Origin of the sequence: Sporosarcina sp. FSL W7-1283, from assembly GCF_038003105.1 — a bacterium.
In the GTDB taxonomy this organism is placed as follows: Bacteria; Bacillota; Bacilli; order Bacillales_A; family Planococcaceae; genus Sporosarcina; species Sporosarcina newyorkensis.
The window spans coordinates 3,808,502-3,830,192 of sequence record NZ_JBBOOL010000001.1 but is presented as its reverse complement, the minus strand read 5'-3'; the positions used below and the strand labels follow the sequence as shown (position 1 = coordinate 3,830,192).

General features: G+C 41.3%; 20 protein-coding genes. 5 read left to right on the top strand and 15 right to left on the bottom strand.

Going from position 1 to position 21,691, the window contains the following annotated elements:
* Positions 1-120: 120 nt before the first annotated feature.
* The 8 genes from MKY93_RS20005 to abc-f all read right to left on the bottom strand — a co-directional run bounded on the left by MKY93_RS20005 (position 121) and on the right by abc-f (position 8,701).
* Positions 121-1,659 (bottom strand): AbgT family transporter, encoded by a 1,539-nt coding sequence (locus MKY93_RS20005; protein ID WP_340760794.1) that lies wholly within the window; start codon positions 1,657-1,659, stop codon positions 121-123.
* 11 nt (positions 1,660-1,670) lie between these two features.
* Positions 1,671-2,855 carry a M20 metallopeptidase family protein gene (locus MKY93_RS20000; protein WP_340760792.1) on the bottom strand — a complete coding sequence of 395 codons (1,185 nt, stop codon included), beginning with the start codon at positions 2,853-2,855 and terminating at the stop codon, positions 1,671-1,673.
* A gap of 222 nt (positions 2,856-3,077) precedes the next feature.
* Entirely contained in the window at positions 3,078-4,025 is a 948-nt protein-coding gene (locus MKY93_RS19995; protein WP_340760790.1) for an ABC transporter permease, read from the bottom strand.
* Complete coding sequence (locus MKY93_RS19990; RefSeq protein WP_078818728.1) at positions 3,994-4,917, bottom strand: ABC transporter ATP-binding protein; 924 nt, start codon at positions 4,915-4,917, stop codon at positions 3,994-3,996. Before MKY93_RS19990 ends, MKY93_RS19995 begins: the two co-directional genes overlap by 32 nt.
* 107 nt (positions 4,918-5,024) lie before the next feature.
* The gene (locus MKY93_RS19985; RefSeq protein ID WP_176132620.1) at positions 5,025-5,696 is read right to left on the bottom strand and encodes an ABC-2 transporter permease; all 672 of its coding nucleotides are present in this window, start codon (positions 5,694-5,696) and stop codon (positions 5,025-5,027) included.
* Positions 5,693-6,553 carry an ABC transporter ATP-binding protein gene (locus MKY93_RS19980; RefSeq protein WP_078818726.1) on the bottom strand — a complete coding sequence of 287 codons (861 nt, stop codon included), beginning with the start codon at positions 6,551-6,553 and terminating at the stop codon, positions 5,693-5,695. Before MKY93_RS19980 ends, MKY93_RS19985 begins: the two co-directional genes overlap by 4 nt.
* Positions 6,554-6,558: 5 nt before the next feature.
* Complete coding sequence (locus tag MKY93_RS19975; RefSeq protein ID WP_078818725.1) at positions 6,559-6,930, bottom strand: GntR family transcriptional regulator; 372 nt, start codon at positions 6,928-6,930, stop codon at positions 6,559-6,561.
* A gap of 220 nt (positions 6,931-7,150) precedes the next feature.
* The gene (abc-f, locus tag MKY93_RS19970; protein WP_340760784.1) at positions 7,151-8,701 is read right to left on the bottom strand and encodes a ribosomal protection-like ABC-F family protein; all 1,551 of its coding nucleotides are present in this window, start codon (positions 8,699-8,701) and stop codon (positions 7,151-7,153) included.
* 348 nt (positions 8,702-9,049) lie between these two features.
* Between abc-f and MKY93_RS19965 the strand changes: the two genes are divergently transcribed.
* On the top strand, positions 9,050-9,277 hold the full coding sequence (locus MKY93_RS19965) for a hypothetical protein (RefSeq protein ID WP_009499264.1): 228 nt from the start codon (positions 9,050-9,052) through the stop codon (positions 9,275-9,277).
* Positions 9,278-9,292: 15 nt separating this feature from the next.
* Here the strand turns inward: MKY93_RS19965 and MKY93_RS19960 are convergent, their stop codons facing one another.
* Together MKY93_RS19960 and MKY93_RS19955 are read right to left on the bottom strand one after the other, a co-directional pair.
* Entirely contained in the window at positions 9,293-9,448 is a 156-nt protein-coding gene (locus MKY93_RS19960) for a hypothetical protein (protein ID WP_171805953.1), read from the bottom strand.
* Between the two features lie 75 nt (positions 9,449-9,523).
* Positions 9,524-10,432 (bottom strand): patatin-like phospholipase family protein, encoded by a 909-nt coding sequence (locus MKY93_RS19955; RefSeq protein ID WP_009499262.1) that lies wholly within the window; start codon positions 10,430-10,432, stop codon positions 9,524-9,526.
* A 183-nt stretch (positions 10,433-10,615) separates the two neighbouring features.
* Here MKY93_RS19955 and MKY93_RS19950 point away from each other — a divergent pair, with 183 nt between their 5' ends.
* Positions 10,616-10,951, top strand: a complete 336-nt coding sequence (locus tag MKY93_RS19950; protein ID WP_340760777.1) for a DUF378 domain-containing protein — start codon at positions 10,616-10,618, stop codon at positions 10,949-10,951.
* A gap of 227 nt (positions 10,952-11,178) precedes the next feature.
* Entirely contained in the window at positions 11,179-13,173 is a 1,995-nt protein-coding gene (locus MKY93_RS19945) for a methyl-accepting chemotaxis protein (RefSeq protein WP_009499260.1), read from the top strand.
* A 99-nt stretch (positions 13,174-13,272) separates the two neighbouring features.
* On the opposite strand, the gene MKY93_RS19940 is transcribed toward MKY93_RS19945, so the two are convergent.
* Genes MKY93_RS19940 through MKY93_RS19920 form a run of 5 tightly spaced genes read right to left on the bottom strand, consistent with a single transcriptional unit; the run spans position 13,273 to position 18,004 of the window.
* A complete protein-coding gene (locus MKY93_RS19940) occupies positions 13,273-14,034 on the bottom strand; it encodes a polyphenol oxidase family protein (protein WP_340760776.1) in 762 nt (253 codons plus the stop codon).
* Positions 14,035-14,073: 39 nt separating this feature from the next.
* Positions 14,074-15,186, bottom strand: a complete 1,113-nt coding sequence (gene menC / locus MKY93_RS19935) for an o-succinylbenzoate synthase (protein ID WP_340760775.1) — start codon at positions 15,184-15,186, stop codon at positions 14,074-14,076.
* Positions 15,176-15,994 carry a GNAT family N-acetyltransferase gene (locus MKY93_RS19930; protein ID WP_340760773.1) on the bottom strand — a complete coding sequence of 273 codons (819 nt, stop codon included), beginning with the start codon at positions 15,992-15,994 and terminating at the stop codon, positions 15,176-15,178. The genes menC and MKY93_RS19930 overlap by 11 nt, the downstream gene beginning before the upstream one ends.
* Positions 15,991-17,139, bottom strand: coding sequence for an amidohydrolase (locus MKY93_RS19925; RefSeq protein ID WP_340760771.1), 1,149 nt, complete (start codon positions 17,137-17,139; stop codon positions 15,991-15,993). Before MKY93_RS19925 ends, MKY93_RS19930 begins: the two co-directional genes overlap by 4 nt.
* 16 nt (positions 17,140-17,155) lie before the next feature.
* Complete coding sequence (locus MKY93_RS19920) at positions 17,156-18,004, bottom strand: MurR/RpiR family transcriptional regulator (RefSeq protein ID WP_340760769.1); 849 nt, start codon at positions 18,002-18,004, stop codon at positions 17,156-17,158.
* A 166-nt stretch (positions 18,005-18,170) separates the two neighbouring features.
* Here MKY93_RS19920 and MKY93_RS19915 point away from each other — a divergent pair, with 166 nt between their 5' ends.
* Both MKY93_RS19915 and MKY93_RS19910 read left to right on the top strand, forming a co-directional pair.
* A complete protein-coding gene (locus tag MKY93_RS19915) occupies positions 18,171-19,793 on the top strand; it encodes an ABC transporter substrate-binding protein (protein ID WP_340760767.1) in 1,623 nt (540 codons plus the stop codon).
* Positions 19,794-20,137: 344 nt separating this feature from the next.
* Positions 20,138-21,619, top strand: coding sequence for a BCCT family transporter (locus tag MKY93_RS19910; RefSeq protein WP_040759993.1), 1,482 nt, complete (start codon positions 20,138-20,140; stop codon positions 21,617-21,619).
* Positions 21,620-21,691 lie beyond the last annotated feature (72 nt).

Genomic DNA, 21,691 nt, shown 5'->3' with positions numbered 1-21,691 from the left:
TGTCAGTATATCAAAGAAACAACATGTAACGTCAAATTTCTTTAGGCAGAGTAGCCCCTCATTCTTTTAGACAAAAAAGTGTCTCTTGGCCGTAAACATTGCTAAGAGACACTCTGCATATTACTTATCCAAAAAAATAGGTGCATCCGGTCCTACTGGAATTCCTAGTAAATACCAAACGACTAACAGAATAATCCAGAAGATGCCATAGAACACCGAGTAAGGGAACAGTCCTGCAATTAATGTGCCAAGCCCAGCTTTCTTATCAAACTTCTGAGCGAATGCTAATATGAGTACTAAATATGGAAACATCGGTGTTATAGGATTCGTAATGGAGTCACCGATTCGGTACATCATTTGTGTGAATGCCGGATGATAATCCAAGTACATAAACATTGGCACAAAGATTGGAGCTAATATAGCCCATTTTGCAGAGGCGCTCCCAATTAATAAATTAACCAAGGCCACAAACAAAATGAAAGAAACGAATAGTGGAATGCCTTTAAATCCAATAGAATCTAAAAAGTTTGCCCCTTTAATTGAAATAATTGCTCCCAGATTACTAGCGTTGAAATATGCAAGCATTTGGGCAGAGACGAAAACAAGAACAATGTAAGGTCCCATCGAGCTCATCGCACGACCAATTTGTTGTGCAAAATCCTTGGAGCTCTTAATCGTTTGTGCCCCAATTCCGTAGAAAATGCCTGGTACTAAGAACAAAATCATTACTAGCGGAACAACTGAAGCCATAAGTGGAGAGTCCTGAATAATAGAACCCGTTTCTGCATTTCGTAACCATCCATTGACTGGGATGACGCCGATCAATAGGATTGCAACTACAGCCACTACAGAAATATTTGCCCAGCGCAAACCTTTATTTTCAAGTGGAGTAATTGCTTCATTCTCCAACATATCTCCCTCGAATGCGCCATAACGAGGAATCGTAAATTTATAAGTGACCCATGTCCCAACAGCCAGTAGGAAGAAAGTTGATACGGCAATAAAGTAATAGTTCATTGCTGGATTCGCAACGAAAGAAGGATCTACAGTTTGTGCGCCGATTTCCGTAAATCCGGCAGCTAACGTATCGGTCATACCAATAAGTATATTTGCGGAAAACGCACCAAGCGTTGATGCGTATGCGGCAATTAATCCCACAAAAGGGTGATAGCCAAAAGACATCAGAATCGTTGCAGCAAGTGGCGGCAATACAACTTGTGTTGCATCTCCTGCGACGTTACCAATAATACCAATTAAGACGATCATCGGAATGATAATCTTTTTCGGCGTAGAAAGTACCGCTCTTCTCATTAATGTCTTAAAGTATCCACTTTCATCTGCCAGCCCGACACCAAGCATGATGACCAAAACTGCACCAAGTGGCGGAAAGTCACTAAAGTTTTTGACCATTCCTGTCAGTTGCTCTAAGATTCCATCTCTTGAGAGGAGATTCTTTGCTATAATCTCCTCTCCATCAACAGGACTAATTGCCGAAACGTTAAAGAAAGAGGATAAGGCTGAAATGACAAGAATAGCTAAAGCCATTATGGCAAATAAAACGATAGGATCTGGCAACCTGTTACCGACGACTTCAATGCGGTTTAGCATCCGATCAAAAAATGAGTTTTTAGTTTTTACCTTATCTTGTTTTTTCGACATATCAGCACCCCTTAGTATTGGCTAGTTAAAAATAGGGCAGTTGAAACAAAATATGAGATGCCTATTTTAAGAGCCTTTTCGTTTATTTCAAAGCGAGGATGATGATGAGGATAAAAGACATCGTCTTTCTTTTTCATGGCACCTACTCCGATATAACAACCCGGTACGACATTACTAAATGCAGAAAAGTCTTCTCCGCCCATCATCGGGGGAATCTCCTCTACCTTTGCATCCGTAAAAAATTCGGTTAGATGTTGCATCACTTTGGTCGATAAATCAATATCATTGAAGACCGGATCATAACCATATTGATAAGATAACTCAGCTGTGGCGCCATGGGCTTCTGCTATATTTGTGCTGATTTTTTCTAAATTATCTTTAATTTTCTCTCTGACGTCATTGGATAGAGTACGAACGGAACCACCAATTAACGCTTGATCGGGAATCACGTTATAAGCGTCTCCACTATGGAAACGAGTACAAGAGACCACTCCGCTTTCGAGAGGACTCAAAACTCGGGAAACGATTTGCTGAAGGTTTGAAACGATTTGAGAACCGATGGCTAGCGCATCTATTGCCCCTTCTGGCTGCGAAGCATGTCCTGACTTCCCTTTAACGGTAATATCAAAAATGTCCGATGCAGCAGACATTGGACCTTTTGTTACTTGAATTTCTCCGACAGGTACAGTGGACCATAAATGCATACCTAAGATACAATCCACACCTTCAAGCACTCCCGCCGCAACCATTTCCTGAGCTCCGCCAGGGGGTAATTCCTCTGCGTGTTGAAATATAAAAACAAATTCCCCGGTAAGCGTTTTCTTTATTTCGGAAAGAACTTTTGCTGTACCTAGCAACATAGAAGTATGCCCGTCATGACCGCAAGCGTGCATCTTCCCGTCCACTTTTGATTCAAAAGAGATACCCGTCTCCTCATGAATTGGCAACGCATCAATGTCTGCCCGCATAGCAATCGTTTTGCCATCGCCTGCTAATCCTTTTAATCTTCCCATCACACTGGTTTTAGTGGGTCTTGATACTTCTATTCCATCAAATGTATTCAGTTGTTCTTCAATAAATTTAGATGTCTCATACTCTTCAAATGATAGTTCAGGATGCTGGTGTAAATGGCGTCTCCATTCTACTATCTGCGGAAATACTTCTTCTACCATGGTTGTAATCGTTTTCTTTTGCATGTCATTGACCTCTCTCACTTAACGCGAATTTAACGACAAGGTCGTTATTTGGATATTATAGTATCTGAGAGGGGGAAATATCAATAGCTAAATTTTCTTATCTTTCAAAGAAGGGGAAATTTTCTACTTGTCAATAGATAAAAGAAAAGGCAGAAAGATTGCTATAGCAATCTTTCTGCCCGTTTCTAATAATCCAAATAAACTAGTAATATTTTTTATCGGTTACGCGGTAATATCCCGTTTCGTAAACACAGAATAGCTGATAACTAGGAAAACCACGAGATAAACGACCAAGACGGTAAGAGAAAAAGGCATGGTCATTCCTTCTACGAAAGGCTGACCCATTTCATAAACAGTCAGATCCATATGTGTGAATACAAGATACTTTACGATTTCATAATTTGAGAGCAACAATACAATCGTGTTGCCGGTGAAAAAAATGAACAGGGAAAGGCCGATTGCCATTCCGTTCGAACGAAATACACTGCCGATCATGAAAGCGAAGGTAGCCGTAATGATCACATTGGCAAAGGACAGAATAAGCAAATATAGTCCATGTCCCCACACAGGAACAGAAACGATTGCATTGCCGTCCATCTTGAGTTCTTGACCACCGCCAGAAGGGAACAGAATGTACGCACAGGCTATGGTTACAACAAAACCAATAAGCATCAGCAACATCCCAAACAGCAGAACCGTGATATATTTTGACGTCATGATTTTCCAGCGTTTTACTGGCCGTGTCAGTAACATTTTAATCGTTCCTTGTGAGAATTCAGAAGCAACGATCCCTGCCGCAACAATGACTGTCAGTAACACAACTAGACTGCCAATTCCTACAGGATTAATAATCATAGACTCCCGACTGTCTTGCGCTAAAGGCGGGACATTCTGGTCTAAGCGATATTCCAAAATTTTAGCGGTTTCTTCCGTTTGTTTTCGTTCGCTTTTCGATAAGTCCATTTGAAGTGTTTCGTTCGTAAATTTTAATTGCTCCTGAACATTGGTTTTCCAATCAGTCGGTTCAGTCGTATTCTGACTGTTTATCCACTTCGTCAGTCCCATTAGGCCAATGACGATAGCGATAAGTAACAAAGTCATGAGCCAAGTACCTCTTTTAGCCCAAAGTTTCATCCATTCATTTTGTATGAGCTTCAGCAATCTGCCCACCTCCCGTCATTTCCAAGAATTGATCTTCTAACGTTTTTCGATGTGGCTGTACGGCAAATACTTGGATTCCATTTGCGGTTAGAAGTTGAACGATTGCTGGAATTTGGCTTTTCTCTGCCTGTAACAACAGACCAACAGGCATTGTTTCGACAATGAACCCTTTGGACAAAAGTAATTCCTGTGCATCTTCAGCGGGGGACGCTTCCAGATAATAATGAGATTGCACAGGCTCTGTCATGTCTTGTATATCAACAAGCTTACCGTTTTGGATGACGGCAATCCGGTCGCACATCAATTCGATTTCAGAAAGCATATGACTGGAAACGAAAACAGAGACATTCTCAGTGGCAGCGATTTCTCGCAAATATTGTCGAAACTCTCGAATACCGGCAGGGTCGAGCCCGTTTGTCGGTTCATCTAGAATAAGAAATTCAGGTCGATGCAATAAAGCTTGTGCTAAACCGAGTCGCTGGCGCATTCCAAGAGAGTAGGTGGAGACTTTTTCGTGGATACGTTGTTCCAACCCTACTTGGCTAATGACTTCATCGATTCGTTCTTTGCTTATATCGCTTTGCATGCGCGCAAAATGCAGCAGATTTTTATAGCCAGTCATAAATTTGTACATCTCAGGATTTTCTACGATCACCCCGATTTTTGACAATCCCTCTTCAAAGTCTTCAGACAGTGGTTTTCCATCAATGAGAATTTCGCCGCTCGTTCGTTTCATCAGCCCAACCATCATACGGATGGTTGTAGTTTTTCCAGCTCCATTAGGTCCTAGAAATCCGGTGATTTGCCCGGGATATAACGATAAATTGAGGTCATCAATAATCTTCTTGTTTCCAATGACTTTGGTCAGATTCTTTAATTCTACTATTGGTTTAATAATCATCGAACCTCCTTTTTTTCTACAAGGTGTGTATGGGTACATACCGCCTTGAATAGTGAGTCGTAGTTATATATACGGCTATCAAGAGAAAAAGTTCTGTTTAATAGCAATTAAGCATGATCAAAATCTGAATTGCCATAAATTCGTATCGACAATTGGATGGATAGCCACGTTACCAATGCACTGACCAAGAGAAACAAGAACGCAAAGGTCCATTGATTTGTAGTCAATAGCTGAGCGATATGCATCATCCACTCGTGAGTTGAAGTCATTCTTGGATTTTCCAAAATATTTTTTATTATAGTAAGTGACATCATGGCCAACACGGGAATCATGACAGTCAAAGTGGAGGCCAACACATAGCCAGCTTTAAATTGCAGTGGATAGTAAATAGAAATCAGTAGAAAAAAGCTGCCCAGTGCTATAAGCAATTCAGTTATACTCATCATGCGTGCAGGAAACGGAGCGAACGTTTCAAACAGGAAGATATATATAAGCACTGCCACAGCGGATAGAACAAACCAAATGAGCCCTGCAGCATACTTAGCTAGCACGACTTGTTTCCTCGTGACCGGCAGACTATTTATTAGGACAGACTCCTTTTCAAACGACTTGGTATTGGAAGAAATAGCTATAAAGTAAGCAACAACGGCAAGTAGGATGACATGACGGATCGGTTGACCATCTGTAAAAAAGTTTGTAAATATAATAAACCACAAAATAGTTAGGAAGTAAGTACTCACTCTTTGCGTATATAAATCTTTGCGTATCAAAAGATTCATTGGTATCCACTCCTTACTGTGTAATACATAATGTCTTCGAGTGTCGGTTTTTCCATAAGCAATGCATGAAAGTGACTTAAAGAGGTTTTTACAGAATCCACCAGACATTCAAAGCCTACATCTGTTTCCCTCAACCCGATCACAGGCAATCCATTGAGCAGGCTGCGCTGGTCAGCTGTGCCTTTTACAAGCACATAGCGCTCGGTGAATTCATCCATCTCGCCTTGAAAGATGATTCGTCCATCGTGAATGAAAATAATAAAATCAGCAATCCTCTCTAAATCAGTCGTAATATGTGTTGAAAAGAAGATGGCTTTCTCTTCATCTTGAATAAGTTCTTGCATCAGATCCAGCAATTCTCGACGAACAATAGGATCTAATCCGGCTGTCGGCTCATCCATAATAATGAATTCGGGATGGTGGGCAAGTGCCATCGCGAGTGAAAACTTCATTCGCATTCCTTTTGATAAATGTTTTACGAGTTTAGTAGCAGGGAGGTGAAATTTTTTTAGATAGTAGTAAAATAATTCATCATCCCAATTTTTATAGAAAGGGGATAGAATCCGTTTGTTTTTTTCAATTGAGCTATCCTCATAATAGTAATTTTCATCGTAAACAAACCCAATTCGCTGTTTGATCTTCGCCGTATGTTCGCTATGAGACCTATCAAAAATACGGATATCGCCTTGATCTTGACGGATTAAGTCCATAATGCAGCGAATGGTAGTACTTTTTCCTGCCCCATTCGGTCCAATAAAACCAGTAATGAAACCTTTCTTAATATCAAAGTTCAGATCATTCAGCACAAAGCCATTCAACTGTTTCGTCAAGCGGCGGACTTCCACAACATTTTCCACTTTTCTCACTCCTCATATAACAATGTCAGCATATCAACCAATTCTTCTAATCCCACATCGAAAGCTCGGCTATCTTCAATGACCATTGCCAGTTGATCCTCAATTTTCTTCAATTGCTCTTCCTTCAGCAATTCATGATTTTGTGCTGCGACAAACGAACCTTTTCCCGGGAAAGTTTCAATCAGTCCATCTCTTTCCAGCTCTTCATACGCTTTTTTTGTCGTGATGACACTGACCTGCAAGTCTTTCGCGAGTTTTCGAATGGAAGGCAGTGCTTCCTTCTCCTGTAATTCTTTAAGTAGGATCTGCTCTTTAAGCTGGTTCTTAATCTGTACATAAATTGGTTGGTTCACTGTATTGGAGATGACAATATTCAATACATCACCTCATTTCTTTTCATATACTGTATATGCACAGTATATACAGGTAGCTAAGTAGAGTCAAGTGTAGTTAAATAAAAAAACCTTCAAATGAGATTTCATTTGAAGGGAAGGTGCAACTATGCAAAAGCTTTCGAAGAATGATACCGTTTCGGCGTGATTGGTGACGATAGGATTAAAAGTACTTAGCCTTAATTATTCGCAAGCTTATAATTAATCAAGATTTAGCCTTTTTAATTAACTTCAATAGTTCAGTGAAGCGAGCATCTAGCACGGCGTATTGTGGATCCTTAGGAGTCAAATATGACAATTGTCCAAGCACGGCTTGTTTTTCAGTCTCGAGTGCAAGTAATACTTCATTCATTGTTTGTTTAGCTTGTGGTAAGTGCAGTGTGCCATTTTCAACTGTTACACTGCGAGTAGCTAGTTTTTCCCGAAAGTAGCGGTCGTGGGAAACGAAAATAAGCGTGCCTTCATAAGCCAGTAGCGCATCTTCCAATTGCTCGCGAGACGCAATGTCGAGATGATTTGTTGGTTCGTCTAATAATAAAACATTGCGTCGCTCCAAGATAAACTGAGCAATTTTTAGTTTAATCCGTTCGCCCATGCTTAACTCATGAATGGCTGTATGCCAGTGTGCATTAGTGAAGCCTAAAAGAATGAGTTGTGTACGGATTGTGCCTTCTTCCTCGAAGTTATCGTACGTAAAGAATTCGGCAACCGTTTGTTCAAGAGGAAGATCGAAAACTGACTGCGATAAATAGCCAATGTTTGCTGCCTCTGTTAGCCAAAGTTCTCCGCTTGTTATCGCAGATGTATATATTGCGTGTAGTAAAGTAGATTTACCGGCTCCATTTGCACCAAGTATTGCAACTTTTTCGCCACGGGTCAAAACTAGGTTTACATCTTGTAAAATAGGAGAAACTGCTACGTTTTTTAATTCAATAATGCGTTTGCCTATCGTACGCTCGACGGCAAGCGAGAAATGAATGGTATGTTCCTTGCTGACTTTATCAATGTGATGTTCCTGCAATTGTTGTTCGAGTTTTTTACGTTTCGATTTCACTTGCTTATCTGCACGTTTAGCTTTGGTTCGGTAATATTCCTTCGCGCCCATTGCTTTCGGGTGGTGGGCAGCTGTGGATTCTTTATGCATAGTAGCCGACCATGTCTGGAGCTCATTTAATTGCTGCTCGACACGTGCAATGTGCTTTTGTTGTACAGTGTACGCATGCGCCTGGCTATCACGCTTCGCTTTGCGCCATGTTTCATAATGACTATAATCGCCAGTGACCACATCAATCGCGCCATCATCAATCGCCCAGATAGTCGTGGCGACTTGGTCTAAAAAGAATCGGTCATGTGATACGATTATCCACGTTTTGGAACTTGTTTGGACCAGTTCTGTAAGCTTTGCTATGCTGTCATCGTCTAGATGATTAGTCGGCTCATCGAGTAAAAGAATCGGTGCGCGCGAAGTTAACGCCTTGGCGAGGCGGAGCTTCAATTGCTCACCTCCGCTTAACTTATCGTAGGGAAGGGCTGGTACCTGCCAATCACTGAGGAATGCAAGCTCCTCGGATGTATACTCCAGTTTTTCGCTTTGCGCCTCTTGTGTCATAAGCGCACTTGTTTTTATAGTGTCGTGTAGTTGGTGTAGAAGCGTAGATTTGCCACTGCCATTAGGCCCGACAATCCCAATGGTTTTACCACGCTCGATCGTCAAGGTAGTTTCTTTGAATAAACGGTGTGTCACAGTAACTTGCATGTAGCATCTCTCCTTAATGTTTAGAAAGAAAAAATCCTTCTAAACAAGTAGTTTAGAAGGATTAGCCATGTTTAAAAATCGCACTATTATTGTGCGAGCGGCAAAATGTACAGACTAATCCTATGGTTCTTGAAAGCGAAAAAATATTCGTTTCCTTAATCTTCCATAGATTAGTTATCCATTGTCCACTCGTCACCCCATTCATATAATTAACCTCAGTATAGTAGGTGCTTGTTGTGTTGTCAAATGGATAAACTAAGGCTTGCAGCACACACATCTAAGCAACAAGCCTTGGTTTTCAGTTTATTGAAAATTGTGATAGAGTGTTGAGTAAAGGAGTGAACGCAAATGAGCAGGTGTACAATCGACCATTCTCAAAATGATGTCTTGCAAAAGCTGAAAGAACAACACATGTTTTTGCCGAAAGATTTATTCAAGCGTAGTGAGATTTTTTTAAGCAAGCCATTGGATCAAGGGACGTTGAATGAGGTATTTCATCTACTGAAAAAATATGATTTGGCAACAGGAGAAGAAAGAATGGAGCGTAATAAAAACTTGGAAAAACTGTATAGCTAAGTGGATGTTTCTATATTAACTTGCATCGCCTTGCAAAAGAGAAATCGCTGTTTTGAGCAGCTGAATATCTTTTAGGATAAAAGATTTTACATCGGCGGGTGCAGTTTGGTATTCATCGGTCAAAAGTTGCAGCTCTCTGTTGAAGATAAAACTTTCTTGACAATTAGTCATCATTGCAACCCTCCTTATAAGTCATTTTACCCGCCAAATCTATGAGTTAAACAGAGATAAGAGCAAATATTTCATTTAGATGACATTTTGTTTTCTGACGACCTGTAAACGTGTTGGAGACCAAGTGCGTAAAAATTGCTTGGTTCGGTTTCGTCCAATATTGAGCAATTCCTCCATTTGTTCTTCGGTCAGATCAAATTGCGTTGCACTGTAATCATCCACGGGAATAAAGACGATGTTTTTTTCGTGTTCTCGAGAAATATATTTTTCATCATGCGCATTTTTCATCGTGGAAAACAATGCTTCGAATAATTGCAATGCATTGTGTATGGGTCGACCGGATGTTTCCTCTTGGCGGCGGCTTAATTTCAATCCAATCAATGGATGGCGTGTATCGTCATCAAAAATCCACATTGGAAAATTACTCAGCACGCCACCGTCTACAACTACTGCTCCCTTTGGTGCATCCAGACGGACGGGTTCAAAGAAATAGGGAATTCCGCAACTCATACGCAATGCTTTCGCAATAGAAAATTTATCGGGATCATAGCCATATTGCTCTAAGTCATCAGGCAACAGCATCATTTTTCCGTTCGTTAAATCAGATGCCACCAGTTTCAACGAGTCTTTCGGCAAATCGCCAAATGCATAGCAACCTTTTCGTGCGAGCTTGTCAAAAAACCAATCCTCTAGCGCTTTTCCTTGATAAAGACCCATTCTCCAATAAAGCGAAACCCATTTCATGAAAGGAAATGGCAGCAAGGTTTTTCGTGGATCAAGCAATGATTGAAAATCTTCTTCCGCTAACATTTTCTCTATCTCATTTGCTGTATATCCTGCAGCCAAAAAGCTTGCTAAAATTGCCCCAGCACTCGTTCCCGCCAAGTTTCTAAAACGATAGCCTTGTTTCTCCAATTCTTGAACGGCACCTACTAATGCAAATCCTTTCAATCCGCCTCCTGAAAAAACTCCATCAATTCGCATGTCGTCCCTACTTTCATTTGTAGTCTTCTTCTACTGTAGAGTCCAGACAACAGAAATAGAACCTGTTAACTGTCTATGTGTATAAAAATATGCATGAAAAATCTCTTTTAGTGAACTATAAGAAGGAATCTTTACAGTTCTGTATTGAATTCGATTATGGATTTACTGAAGGAGGTGTATGGTATGAGTATGGTTATGCGGGTTGCATTGGCATTGGTCATTATCGGAGCTCTTAACTGGGGATTAATAGGGTTTTTCGGTTTTGATTTAGTGGCAACTATATTTGGGGGGCAAAACACAATACTTGCAAAGATTATCTATGCAATTGTAGGGCTTAGTGGATTGGCAGCGATCGCTCTTTTATTCAAGCCGGATAAAGAGATAGAAGGTGAATACAGTGAAAACCGTGAAGCATTTAGAAATGTGAACTATAATACTGAATTCGGTGATGAACCGGACTTTACGGCAATGAGAAAAGATACTGAAAGAGACATAACAATTGAGGACGAGGATAAATAGTGAATGATTGATGGAAGACCGGTAAGAAATCGAGCAAATGAATATTAAAAATCTCGAATAGAATAACACAAGATGTCGGAAATCCTCTCTACTTAATGTGGAGGGGATTATTTTTATTCGATACTAGGTTTAAAATTATTAAAAATGTTTTAAAGAAACTAAACTTACGGATACTTTAGACGATAAACTAGTGGGGAAGTACTATATACAGACAGGGAGAATGGATTATGAAAAGGTCGATAAAGACGAAAATCATCAGCAGTTCAATTGTTTTGTTTTTCTTAGGGGCTGCAATTATGACAGCGTTCAGCAGTAACGCAGTACAAAAAAATTCTTTTGAGAATAATGTCGAGGCAAGCGAAGCAATTGTTCATGAACTAAGTCGCTCGACAGGAAAATACATAGAGCAATTTGAAAAGGGCCTTAGCCAATTAGCAAGTTCTTCGGATTTTAGAGATTATAAAAGTGCGACAGGCGAATCGGAAGTGGATGTGCAGCAACCACTCAATCAAATTCTACTAGACTTTTTAGAAGTTCATGACAAAACCACATTCATTTATTATGCGACACCTGACAAGAATATGCTTCACGTTCCGTTCGTTGAAATGGAAGAGGGCTTTGATCCCACTAGCAGGGGCTGGTATAAAGGGGCAGCAGAAAATCCTGATTCAGTATTTTGGACAGATCCATACATAGACGCGGGAACGAATGAATTGGCCATCACTGGAGCAAAAGCAGTCGAGTTAGATGGTCAAATTGCGGGAGTAATCGGTATAACATTGGATCTGTCTACCTTTACTTCAGAGTTAGAGGAAACAGAGCTGGGCTTTCATGGCTATCCTATTATGCTAGACAAAACCGGTACAGCCATTTCACATCCCACTCTTCAAGGTGAAAGTCTTATGGAGCATCCATATATTGCTGAAATGTATGCAAAAAATAAAGAGTCGGACGTTATCCACTACGAGGTGGAAGGTAACGATCATGTGATGGTCTATTCCACACTCCCTGATTTAGGCTGGAAAATCAGTGCAGTCTATGATAAGAAGGAAATTAACCTGATGGCCAATAAGCTAAGAACATCCATGATTAGTATCACACTTATCACATTGGTCATTTTAGCCGCTTTCCTATATGCCTTAATGTCAAAAACCTTAAAGCCGGTAGATACACTGAAAGATCTCATGGCATCTGTCGCGCAAGGTGATTTAACTGTCCGTTCCAACAATCAATCGAAGGATGAATTTGGTGAACTAGGGAATTCATTCAACACAATGATAGGGCATATGGATACGATCATTACAGTAGTCAATCAATCCGCGGCAGACGTACGAATGAATTCAGAGAGTATGAGCGCGGTAGCAGAAGAAACGAGTGCTTCCAGTTCAGAAGTGGCACATGCAGTTAATGAAATTGCAAAAGGGGCGGCAAAGTCTGCAGAGGATTCGGAAGACGTTACGGTACAGGCAGACTCACTTGGCGAACAAATCAATGAAATTGCAAGCCGTTCTCGCCGAATGACGGAAATGGCGCAGCAAGCAGGTGTGATGAACACAAATGGGTCTGAACAGATGAAACAGATGCAAGGTTCATTTGCCGATTGGGAAAATGATTTAAAATCCATGTTCAGTGTGATTGGGAACTTAGGGAATAAGGTGAAAGCGATCGGCAGTGTTATGGAGACGATTACCGATATTTCTTCTCAGACCAATCTGTTGGCGTTAAATGCGAGTATTGAAGCTGCCCGTGCAGGGGAGCATGGAAAAGGTTTCGCTGTTGTGGCTGAAGAGGTGCGCAAATTAGCAGAGCAATCTGCACGCTCTACGGACGAAGTGAAAGTCACAGTTTTAGAATTACAAGAAGAGTCGCGAATGGTCACGACTCAAATGCAAGAAACTATGGATAATTTTCATCGTCAAAGCAGTGTTGTGGAAGAGACCGAAACAACATTTAAAGATATTTCACACTTGATGAGCGATATGCAAGAGTCCATTGATGATATTTATAGCCAAGTACAAAGCGTGACAACGTATAAAGAGCAAGTGGCTCAGACCATCCAAATGATGGCGGCGACTTCACAGGAAACGGCAGCAGCGTGCGAAGAAGTGAGTGCATCGACAGAAGAGCAGCTACGGGCTACTCAATCCGTCACGGACTCCGCGGTAAAATTAACAGAACTCAGTGAAGAGCTCAGTAAAGTAGTACAACAATTTAAGATCTAATCTTTTAGTAATTTATAAAAATACAACATGTTAAAAATAGTAGGAAACTAAATTAGTGGCTATCCCAAAAAGATGAAACAACTTTTTGGGATAGCCTTTTTATTTTGTTCTCCGGATAAAGCTCAAATGTCGGCCCGCTTGTTTATCTTCACGATAAGAAAAGCCGTCCGTACTTTGAAACGTACACATGCGGTCAACCGAAATATTGCCAGGAGGAATACCGGCCAATTCGCATTGCTTTTTCACCGTTAGCTGGTTGTCGATATGAAATTTATTTGTCACTTCATTGTATTCAATCCATTCGTCTGCATAGCCAAGATCGTGGAATTTTGTATAGACGTCTTCATCGACTTCAAACTTCCTCTGACTAAGCGCCGCGCCCATTTGTACATGCACATGATTGAGGTTGCACTGTTCCGTTTGCTGCAAGTGCTGGAACAGTTTCAGCGTGATTTCCTTCACGGTCCCTTGCCAACCCGAATGAATGACACCGATCAGTGGATTGTCTTCGCTATAAAAAATCACAGGAACACAATCTGCGGTCAAGCTGCATAATACAATGTTCGGTTCAAATGTATACAGCGCATCTGTGTCCGCTATGGCGGTATCTTGACGTAGCGCACCTTTACCCCGATCGTTTTCAGTCACATGATGAAAGTTTGCGCTGTGTGTTTGATTGGCAAAAACGAAATTTGCAGGACTGGACTGTAGAAAGCTGGCTAATCGCTCTCGGTTGTAGAGCACACTTTTAGCAGATTCGCATGCATGAAGTGCCATGTTGTTGCTTTCCGGACTTTCGAAATCTTTCATTGTCATGCCTGCTTGGTGTTTTTCATTTTGGATATATATTTTTGATTTCATGAAGATCCCTCCAGCCTTACTATATGCCAATTTCTTTCCTTAACCCCTGTGAAACACCCGGCTATGCACCATGCACTCTTCTACCTTGTCCCAGTTTAAATCAAATCCAATTCCTGGAGTTGTAGGCACATCAATGAGTCCGTCATTCATGGTGACTTCCGGTAAGATAATATCTTCGTCCCAATAATGAGCGGAAGGAGCGGTGTCACCCGGCAGTGTGAAGCCTGGCAAGCTTGTGATCGCGATATTGTGAGCGCGTCCGACACCTGCTTCGAGCATACCACCGCACCAAAGCGGAATATTATGCTGAACACATAAGTCATGGATTTTCTTCGATTCCGTTAATCCACCCACACGTCCAATTTTTAAGTTGATGATCTTCGTACTGCCGAGTTCAATCGATTTTCGTACGTCTTCCGCGGAATGAATGCTTTCATCCAGACAGATCGGTGTTTCGATATTGGCCTGCAATTGCGCATGGTCCACAATGTCGCCGTGTGCAAGGGGCTGTTCGATCATTGTCAGACCAAACTCATCAAATTTTCGCAAATGCTCGATATCCGCCAACGTATATGCACAGTTTGCGTCCGCCATTAGCTGGATATCAGGAAATTCTCCGCGAATCGCCTGCAGAATATCCAAGTCTCTTTCCGGCATCACTTTGACTTTGATACGTTTGAAGCCACTCTCCAAATAGCCTTCTACTTTCTTCAACAATTTTGCTTCCGTTTCTTGGATTCCTACGCTGACACCTACTTCGATTTGCTTTTTCGTGCCACCTAAAGCGGCAGCTAGCGACATATTCTGTTTTTTTGCATATAAGTCCCAAACAGCACCTTCAATTGCCGCTTTCGCGTTATAGTTCCCTCTGAAGTGATCAAACATCTTCGTAACATCGTCAGGATGCTGAATATCTGACTTCAAAAGTAACGGAATCAAATAATCACTCAGCATATGCCAATTCGTTTGGACCGTTTCTTCATGAAACAGCGGGGAAATCGAAGCAACTGATTCACCGAAGCCGGATTGCCCATCTGCTGATTTCACTTCCACCAAAATAAAGTCTTTGTCCTGCTCCACTCCGACACTCGTCTTGAATGGGTGAAGTAATTGCATTTTCATATACCGCAAAACAACTGTTTTAATTTCCATCATAATTTCCTCTTTTCTCTAAAATATAGACGTAGCCTTCATTGTTTTCGGGATGTTTAAGCAGATCGGTCACGATCCAGCCATTGCTCAAGCAACCTTTAAAGATTTCTCTCGTTTTTTCTCGCCAGATAATTGCTGCTGTCAAATCATGTTGTTTGAGTTCTTGGAAGTTTGCAGGCACTGGAACGATTAATTTCTGATGGTCGGTTTGCCAATTCATATGCTCTGCATGCAAGAAACCATTATCCACACTCGTTTCAACTAGTGAATGTACTTTGTCTAAATCGATAGGCGCAGAATCGGTGGGCTGTTCCCGAATATTCCACTCCACTGTAAAACGATCGGTCGGTATTCCATTGTTCATTCCATCTTCCATTTCTCCGTACGCATTTTCTGTATAATCCACTACTACGGCACGCAGTTTATGTAGATTCAGATTGGCATTGACTGTTTCAAGTGGATCGTATGTCCAAACGATACGATCATACCCTTTTTCGAGTGCCACTTTCTTTTGAGCCACTTTCAATTGTTCACCAATACCCAGTCTGCGGTAATCGGGATGAATGCCTAGACTGTGTGAATAAAGATAGATACTTTTGCCATCGAAACCGGGGAAGCTATATTGAAAACCAATTAGTCGGTCTTCATCAAATGCTCCCAAAATCAGCCCGCCGTTCTTTACGGTAGCGATCGTATGGCTGGTTGGCACGGTGTCTTCCACACTCCAAACGATGGATTCAAGAGCATGAACTTTTTGTAGATCTTCAAGCGAATCGATTGTTCGAATCGTCAGGGTTGAGTTTTTCACAGGATATTCTCCTCCAATTCTTGGTCTGCCTTCATAACCAGCTCAATCAGTATTTTCGTTCCATAAACCAAAGCGTCCGTGTTAAATGTCATTTGCGGATGATGTAGTCCTGGCTTTAAATCGCAGCCTAATCCAATCATCGTAGCTGGAATATGAGGTGTTTTCCATGTGTAAAAATGAAAGTCTTCAGCTCCTTGTGAAATACAAGGGCCGGCAACGTTCTCGCGACCCAATACGGAACCAATTGCATGTTGTGCCATTCGAACGGCAACTGAGTTTTCGGTAGCTGCCGGGGAGTAGCCTATTTGTTCGCAAGCAATGTTCGTCTCTGTCAGCTTTGCGGTGCTCTCGATAATATATTGTGCCTTTGCCAGCAAAGCAACCATCGTTTCATTCGCTTCTGCACGTACATCAAGCGTGAAGCGAGCACTTTCTGGGATGGAGTTACTCGTCTCTCCGCCATGCAGTTCCGTCATTTTAATAGAGTACTTTTTATTGCCTTGCAGACGAATTTGTTTTAATGCTTGAATCAATAAACTCGCCGCTTCAATTGGGTTATTACCTTCCTCTGGCCGTGCTGCATGAGCGGGTGTCCCCGTGATGACGCCAGTCAATGTTGCAGATGAACCGTGCAAGATGACAGGGGCCGATTTGCCATAAGGTACTTCCGTGTGTGGTCTTACATGGACACCGCCTAAAAACAAGACATTTTCTAAGACACCCTCCTTCATCATCTGCAATGCTCCTTCAGCTTTTTCTTCAGCAGGCTGGAAGATGAATCGAATAGTATGTTGTAAAGTGGCTTTGCTATTCTGCAGCGCAAGCGCAGCATATAATGCCATTGTGCTATGTCCATCATGGCCGCAAGAATGATTGGCTTTTACAACGCCGTCCACTTCTTGAACCAACGCATCCATATCGGCACGAAGCGCGATAACGCTCTCTTTTTCACCGGGTATTTCTGCAATAAATCCATAGTGATCTGGATATGTTTTGATTTGCAAGCCGGCAACTGAAAGTTTGTCCTGTAGATAGCGAGAAGTTTTCTTCTCTTCCCAGCTAGGCTCTGCCAGTGCATGCAACTCTTGATAGGTTTGTAGAAGTTGTTCTTTATGATCTGAAATGAATTGAATTGGGTTGTTCATTGAGTTATCCTCCATTCTATTCTGAAAATAATTGTTGTTCAGCATATAAATGCTCTAGCTGTTGTTGGCGTTTGGCAATGTGTTCGCAGTCACGTATTCGCATACCTGCAAGAAGCATATCCAATAGACTGATGATCGAGGCAATGGAATGAGCATCTGTCACCTCATTTTCCGAACTCGTAAATGTCATATCCGCTAGTTGACCGATAGGGGATAGTGTTCGGTCTGTAATGCCGATTACTTTTGCTCCTTGCTCTTTCGCAATCGTTGCGGCTTGCACGGTATCTTGACGGTAGCGGGGAAATGAGAAAATTACAGCCGCTGAATTTGTAGTCAAGTCACAAATGTCTTCCGTCATAAATCCAGTAGGACTGGATATTACAACATTGGCTCGCATTTGTTTCAGTGCGTAATATAACCAGTAGGCTGCAGCATATGAACTGCCGAAACCGCCAATATATATTCGATCTGAATGAATAAGCGTCTCTGCCATTGCCCAAACGTCATCCACTTTTATCTGCTCGGCCAGGTTCTGTAAAATGGCTTGCTCTCTTAGGATTACTTGACGAATGAGTTGATTGTCGTTTGTTTGTCCATCTTTTGAAGGCAATACTTCGGAAATGTCTTGTTTAGGTAAAAGCCAATCTTTTCGAAGGGCTTGTTGTAATTCAGAATAACCGCTAAATCCTAATGCATAAGCCAAGCGAATAACTGTCGTTTCACTGACGCCCACTTGCTTTCCGATCTGGAAAGCAGTTAACAATGCAGCTTCTTGGGGTCGTTCTATATAGAAGGCAGCTACTTTCTGTTGACCGGGTGATAAAGAAGAGTAATGTACTTTTATTGTTTCTTGCAATGTTCTCATAAGTCACCTACAATCGTATGAAGTTTATCCTTCCTATATTAAAACACATTGCATGTAAAACTTCAAAAGTCTGTGAATAAAATTTCTAAGTACATTGACTTTTCAAACCAATTAACTGAGAATAGAAAAAGAACATCTAAGATAGTTACCTGAAGGGGGAAATTTTATGAAGCGATTTTTGTATGCAATGAGTGTAATCTTAGGGTTATTTATCCTCAGCGCTTGTTCGAGTGATAATGACAAAGAGGCGGATGCTTCAAAAGGGAATGGGAGCTCAAAAGAAGGCGGTACGATGGTCTATGCAAGAGGTGCCGACTCTGTAGGATTAGATCCGATCAATATTACAGACGGAGAATCCATTCGAGTGACTCACGCTATTTTTGAAACTTTATTTGAGTATGATAAAGACTTGCAATTACAGCCTAAATTGGCTGAATCCTATAAAACGAGTGAAGATGGCTTAACATGGACACTTGCACTTAAAAAGGGTGTAACTTTCCATGACGGCACTGATTTTAACGCCGATGCTGTCGTGTTTAATTTTGAACGTTGGATGGATACCGAAAACGAATATCATATCGGAGATTTCCCGTACTATCCATTCTTGTATGGTGGATTTAAAGGAGACGAAGAACATAAAATCGACTATGTGAAGGCTGTGGATGAACATACGGTAGAAATCAAGTTGAAGGAAAAGGTCGCTCCATTTATCAGCTATTTGGCAATCCCGATGTTTGGTATTGCAAGCCCGACAGCTATAGAACAGTACAACGAACGATTTTATGAAAATCCGGTAGGTACGGGACCATTCCAATTTGATAGCTGGACACGCAATGACAAAATTGTCGTCAAAGCGAATGAAAATTATTATGTAGAAAGTCAGCCGCTGCTGGATCAGATTATCTTTACAGTTGTTCCGGACAACTCGGCTCGTTTGAATGTTTTGCTGAGCGGAGAAGCAGATTTCATTGATGGGATGAATCCGGAAGACGCAAAAACCGTAGAAAAAGACGAAAAATTAAAACTCGTCAAACGACCAAGTTTCAATGAAGGCTTTATGGTGATGAATACGCAGAAAGCACCATTTGACGATGTCAAAGTGAGACAAGCGATCAATATGGCGATTGACAAGAAGGCACTTGTTGATGGGTTCTACAGTGGATTTGCAGATGTTGCAAAAAGTCCGGTGCCGCCTGCTTTATGGGGGTATAACGATGAAATCGAGGATTATAAATTTGACGTAAAGGCAGCAAAAGCATTGCTTGCAGAAGCTGGCTATCCTGAAGGGTTCGAGACAGAAATCTGGGCGATGAGCAACCCTCGTCCATACCTTCCACAACCAATGAAAACAGCTGAAGCAATCCAAGCCAATTTGGAGGAAATTGGTATCAAAGCAAAAATTGTCACTTATGAGTGGGCAACATATTTGGAAAAGACGGGTGACGGACAGCATCCAATGGCTTTATATGGATGGACTGGTGTTATGGCAGACCCAGACAACTTCCTCTACCCAAATCTGAGCAATACGAATATGGAAACCCCTGCGAACAATTTAGCGTTCTATGATAATGAAGAGTTCCAAGAATTAATTGAACAGGCACGTGTCACATTCGACCAAGATGAACGGGTCGAATTGTATAAGAAAGCACAGGAACGATTCCACTTAGACGCTCCTTGGGTTCCATTGGCGCATACTACACCGCCGATCGCATTTGCTGATTATGTTAAAGGATTTGAGCCGCATCCAATGGAAAACGATAATTATGCTGTAATGTATTTAGACAAATAAGAAGAAGTCGGCAAGAGATGACAGTCCAATCTCTTGCCGGCTTTTTTATTGAATAACACTTCGTACTATAAATAAAGACAACTAGAAAAGACTTCCAAGTATCAAAGACCTAAGGCTAACCAATTGGTCAATATTTGGGGAATAACCGGGAAATTCCTTTTAAACTACTGTGTAAGAAGTTTTCATTTTAAATTTCAGAAAAACACAATATAGACCGCCATGCAAGGGTTTAGGGCTCCTCACGTACTAATAAAATAAAAAACTTCCACATATTCATTTGATTTCTTAATTAATTGAGAGTATAGTGTACAACTGCTATGCAAACTATGTTAATTGGGGGAACCATGAAGAAAATTTCAAATGTCTTTTACATTACAATAGGATTGATCATCTTGGCTGTTGGCTATGGTGTAATTGATCCAGAACATTTTGAGCAGATCACAAACTCCGGCAAAGCATTTGTAGCATCATCGTTTGGTTGGTATTACATGTTGCTCATGACTGCACTCTTGTTACTCAGTATTTTTATGATATTCAGCCCTTATGGAAAGATTCGTTTAGGAAAAGATTCGGATCGACCGCAATTCTCTACAATTACATGGATTGCAATGCTTTTCTCTGCAGGCATGGGAATTGGTTTGGTTTTCTATGGTGCTGCAGAACCTATATCCCACTACGCTGTTCCGGCTACTGAAGATCCTTTCACAGCTGCCGCATTTAAAGAATCGATGCGAAAAACATTTTTACATTATGGTCTTCACATCTGGGCATTGTATGGAATGGTAGCATTGGCTTTAGCATATTCTCAGTTTCGAAAAGGTGAACCTGGTTTAATTTCAGCAACACTGAAGCCGATTTTTGGAGCGAAGATGAAAGGTCCTTGGGGGACAGTAATTGATGTTCTTGCTGTTTTTGCAACAGCTTTTGGCGTAGCAACCTCCCTCGGCTTTGGCGCAGTTCAAATTAATGCAGGTTTGAATTATTTATTCGGATTCTCGATCGGTATACAGTCTCAATTTATCATTGTAACTGTCGTGACGTTTTTGTTTATCGGCTCCGCGTGGTCAGGGTTAAATAAAGGAATACGATATCTATCCAACACGAATTTGATATTAGCTGTCGCGCTTTTAGGGTTTATTTTAATCTTAGGACCGACATTGTTGATCTTGAATATGTTCACAGATTCAGTTGGGGGCTATTTTACTCATCTCATCGAAATGAGTATGGGAACAGCTCCGTTAAATGGAGAAAATCGAGGGTGGCTTGACGGTTGGACAATTTTCTACTGGGCTTGGTGGATTTCTTGGTCTCCATTCGTCAGTATGTTCATTGCGCGTGTCTCAAAAGGACGCACAATCCGTGAGTTTATGGCGGGTGTGCTACTCGTTCCATCATTCTTCGGTTTTATCTGGTTTGCTGCGTTCGGTTCGACAGCTGTAGATATACAGAATTCAGGCGCAGTGGACTTGGCATCTTTAGATATTGAGATAGTTGTGTTTGAAATGTTTAACGAGCTACCATTGTCGTTCTTGATCTCGTTATTCGCCATTCTTCTTGTGACATCTTTCTTCATCACATCAGCAGATTCTGCTACATATGTGCTCGGAATGCAGTCAACGTATGGCTCATTGACGCCGCCGAATTCTGTGAAGGTCATTTGGGGAATCATTCAATCTGCAATTGCATTGATCTTACTTTCAGTAGGTGGTCTCGCTGCTTTGCAAAATACAATCATTATAGCGGCCTTGCCGTTCTCGTTCATCGTCGTGCTGATGATTTACTCCTTATTCAAATCCTTGAATCAGGAATTGTACAAAATGAAATAATGGAAGGAACATGTGGATGGTCACATGTTCCTTTTTGAATTGATTTTGACGGTTCCTAGGCTACATGATACG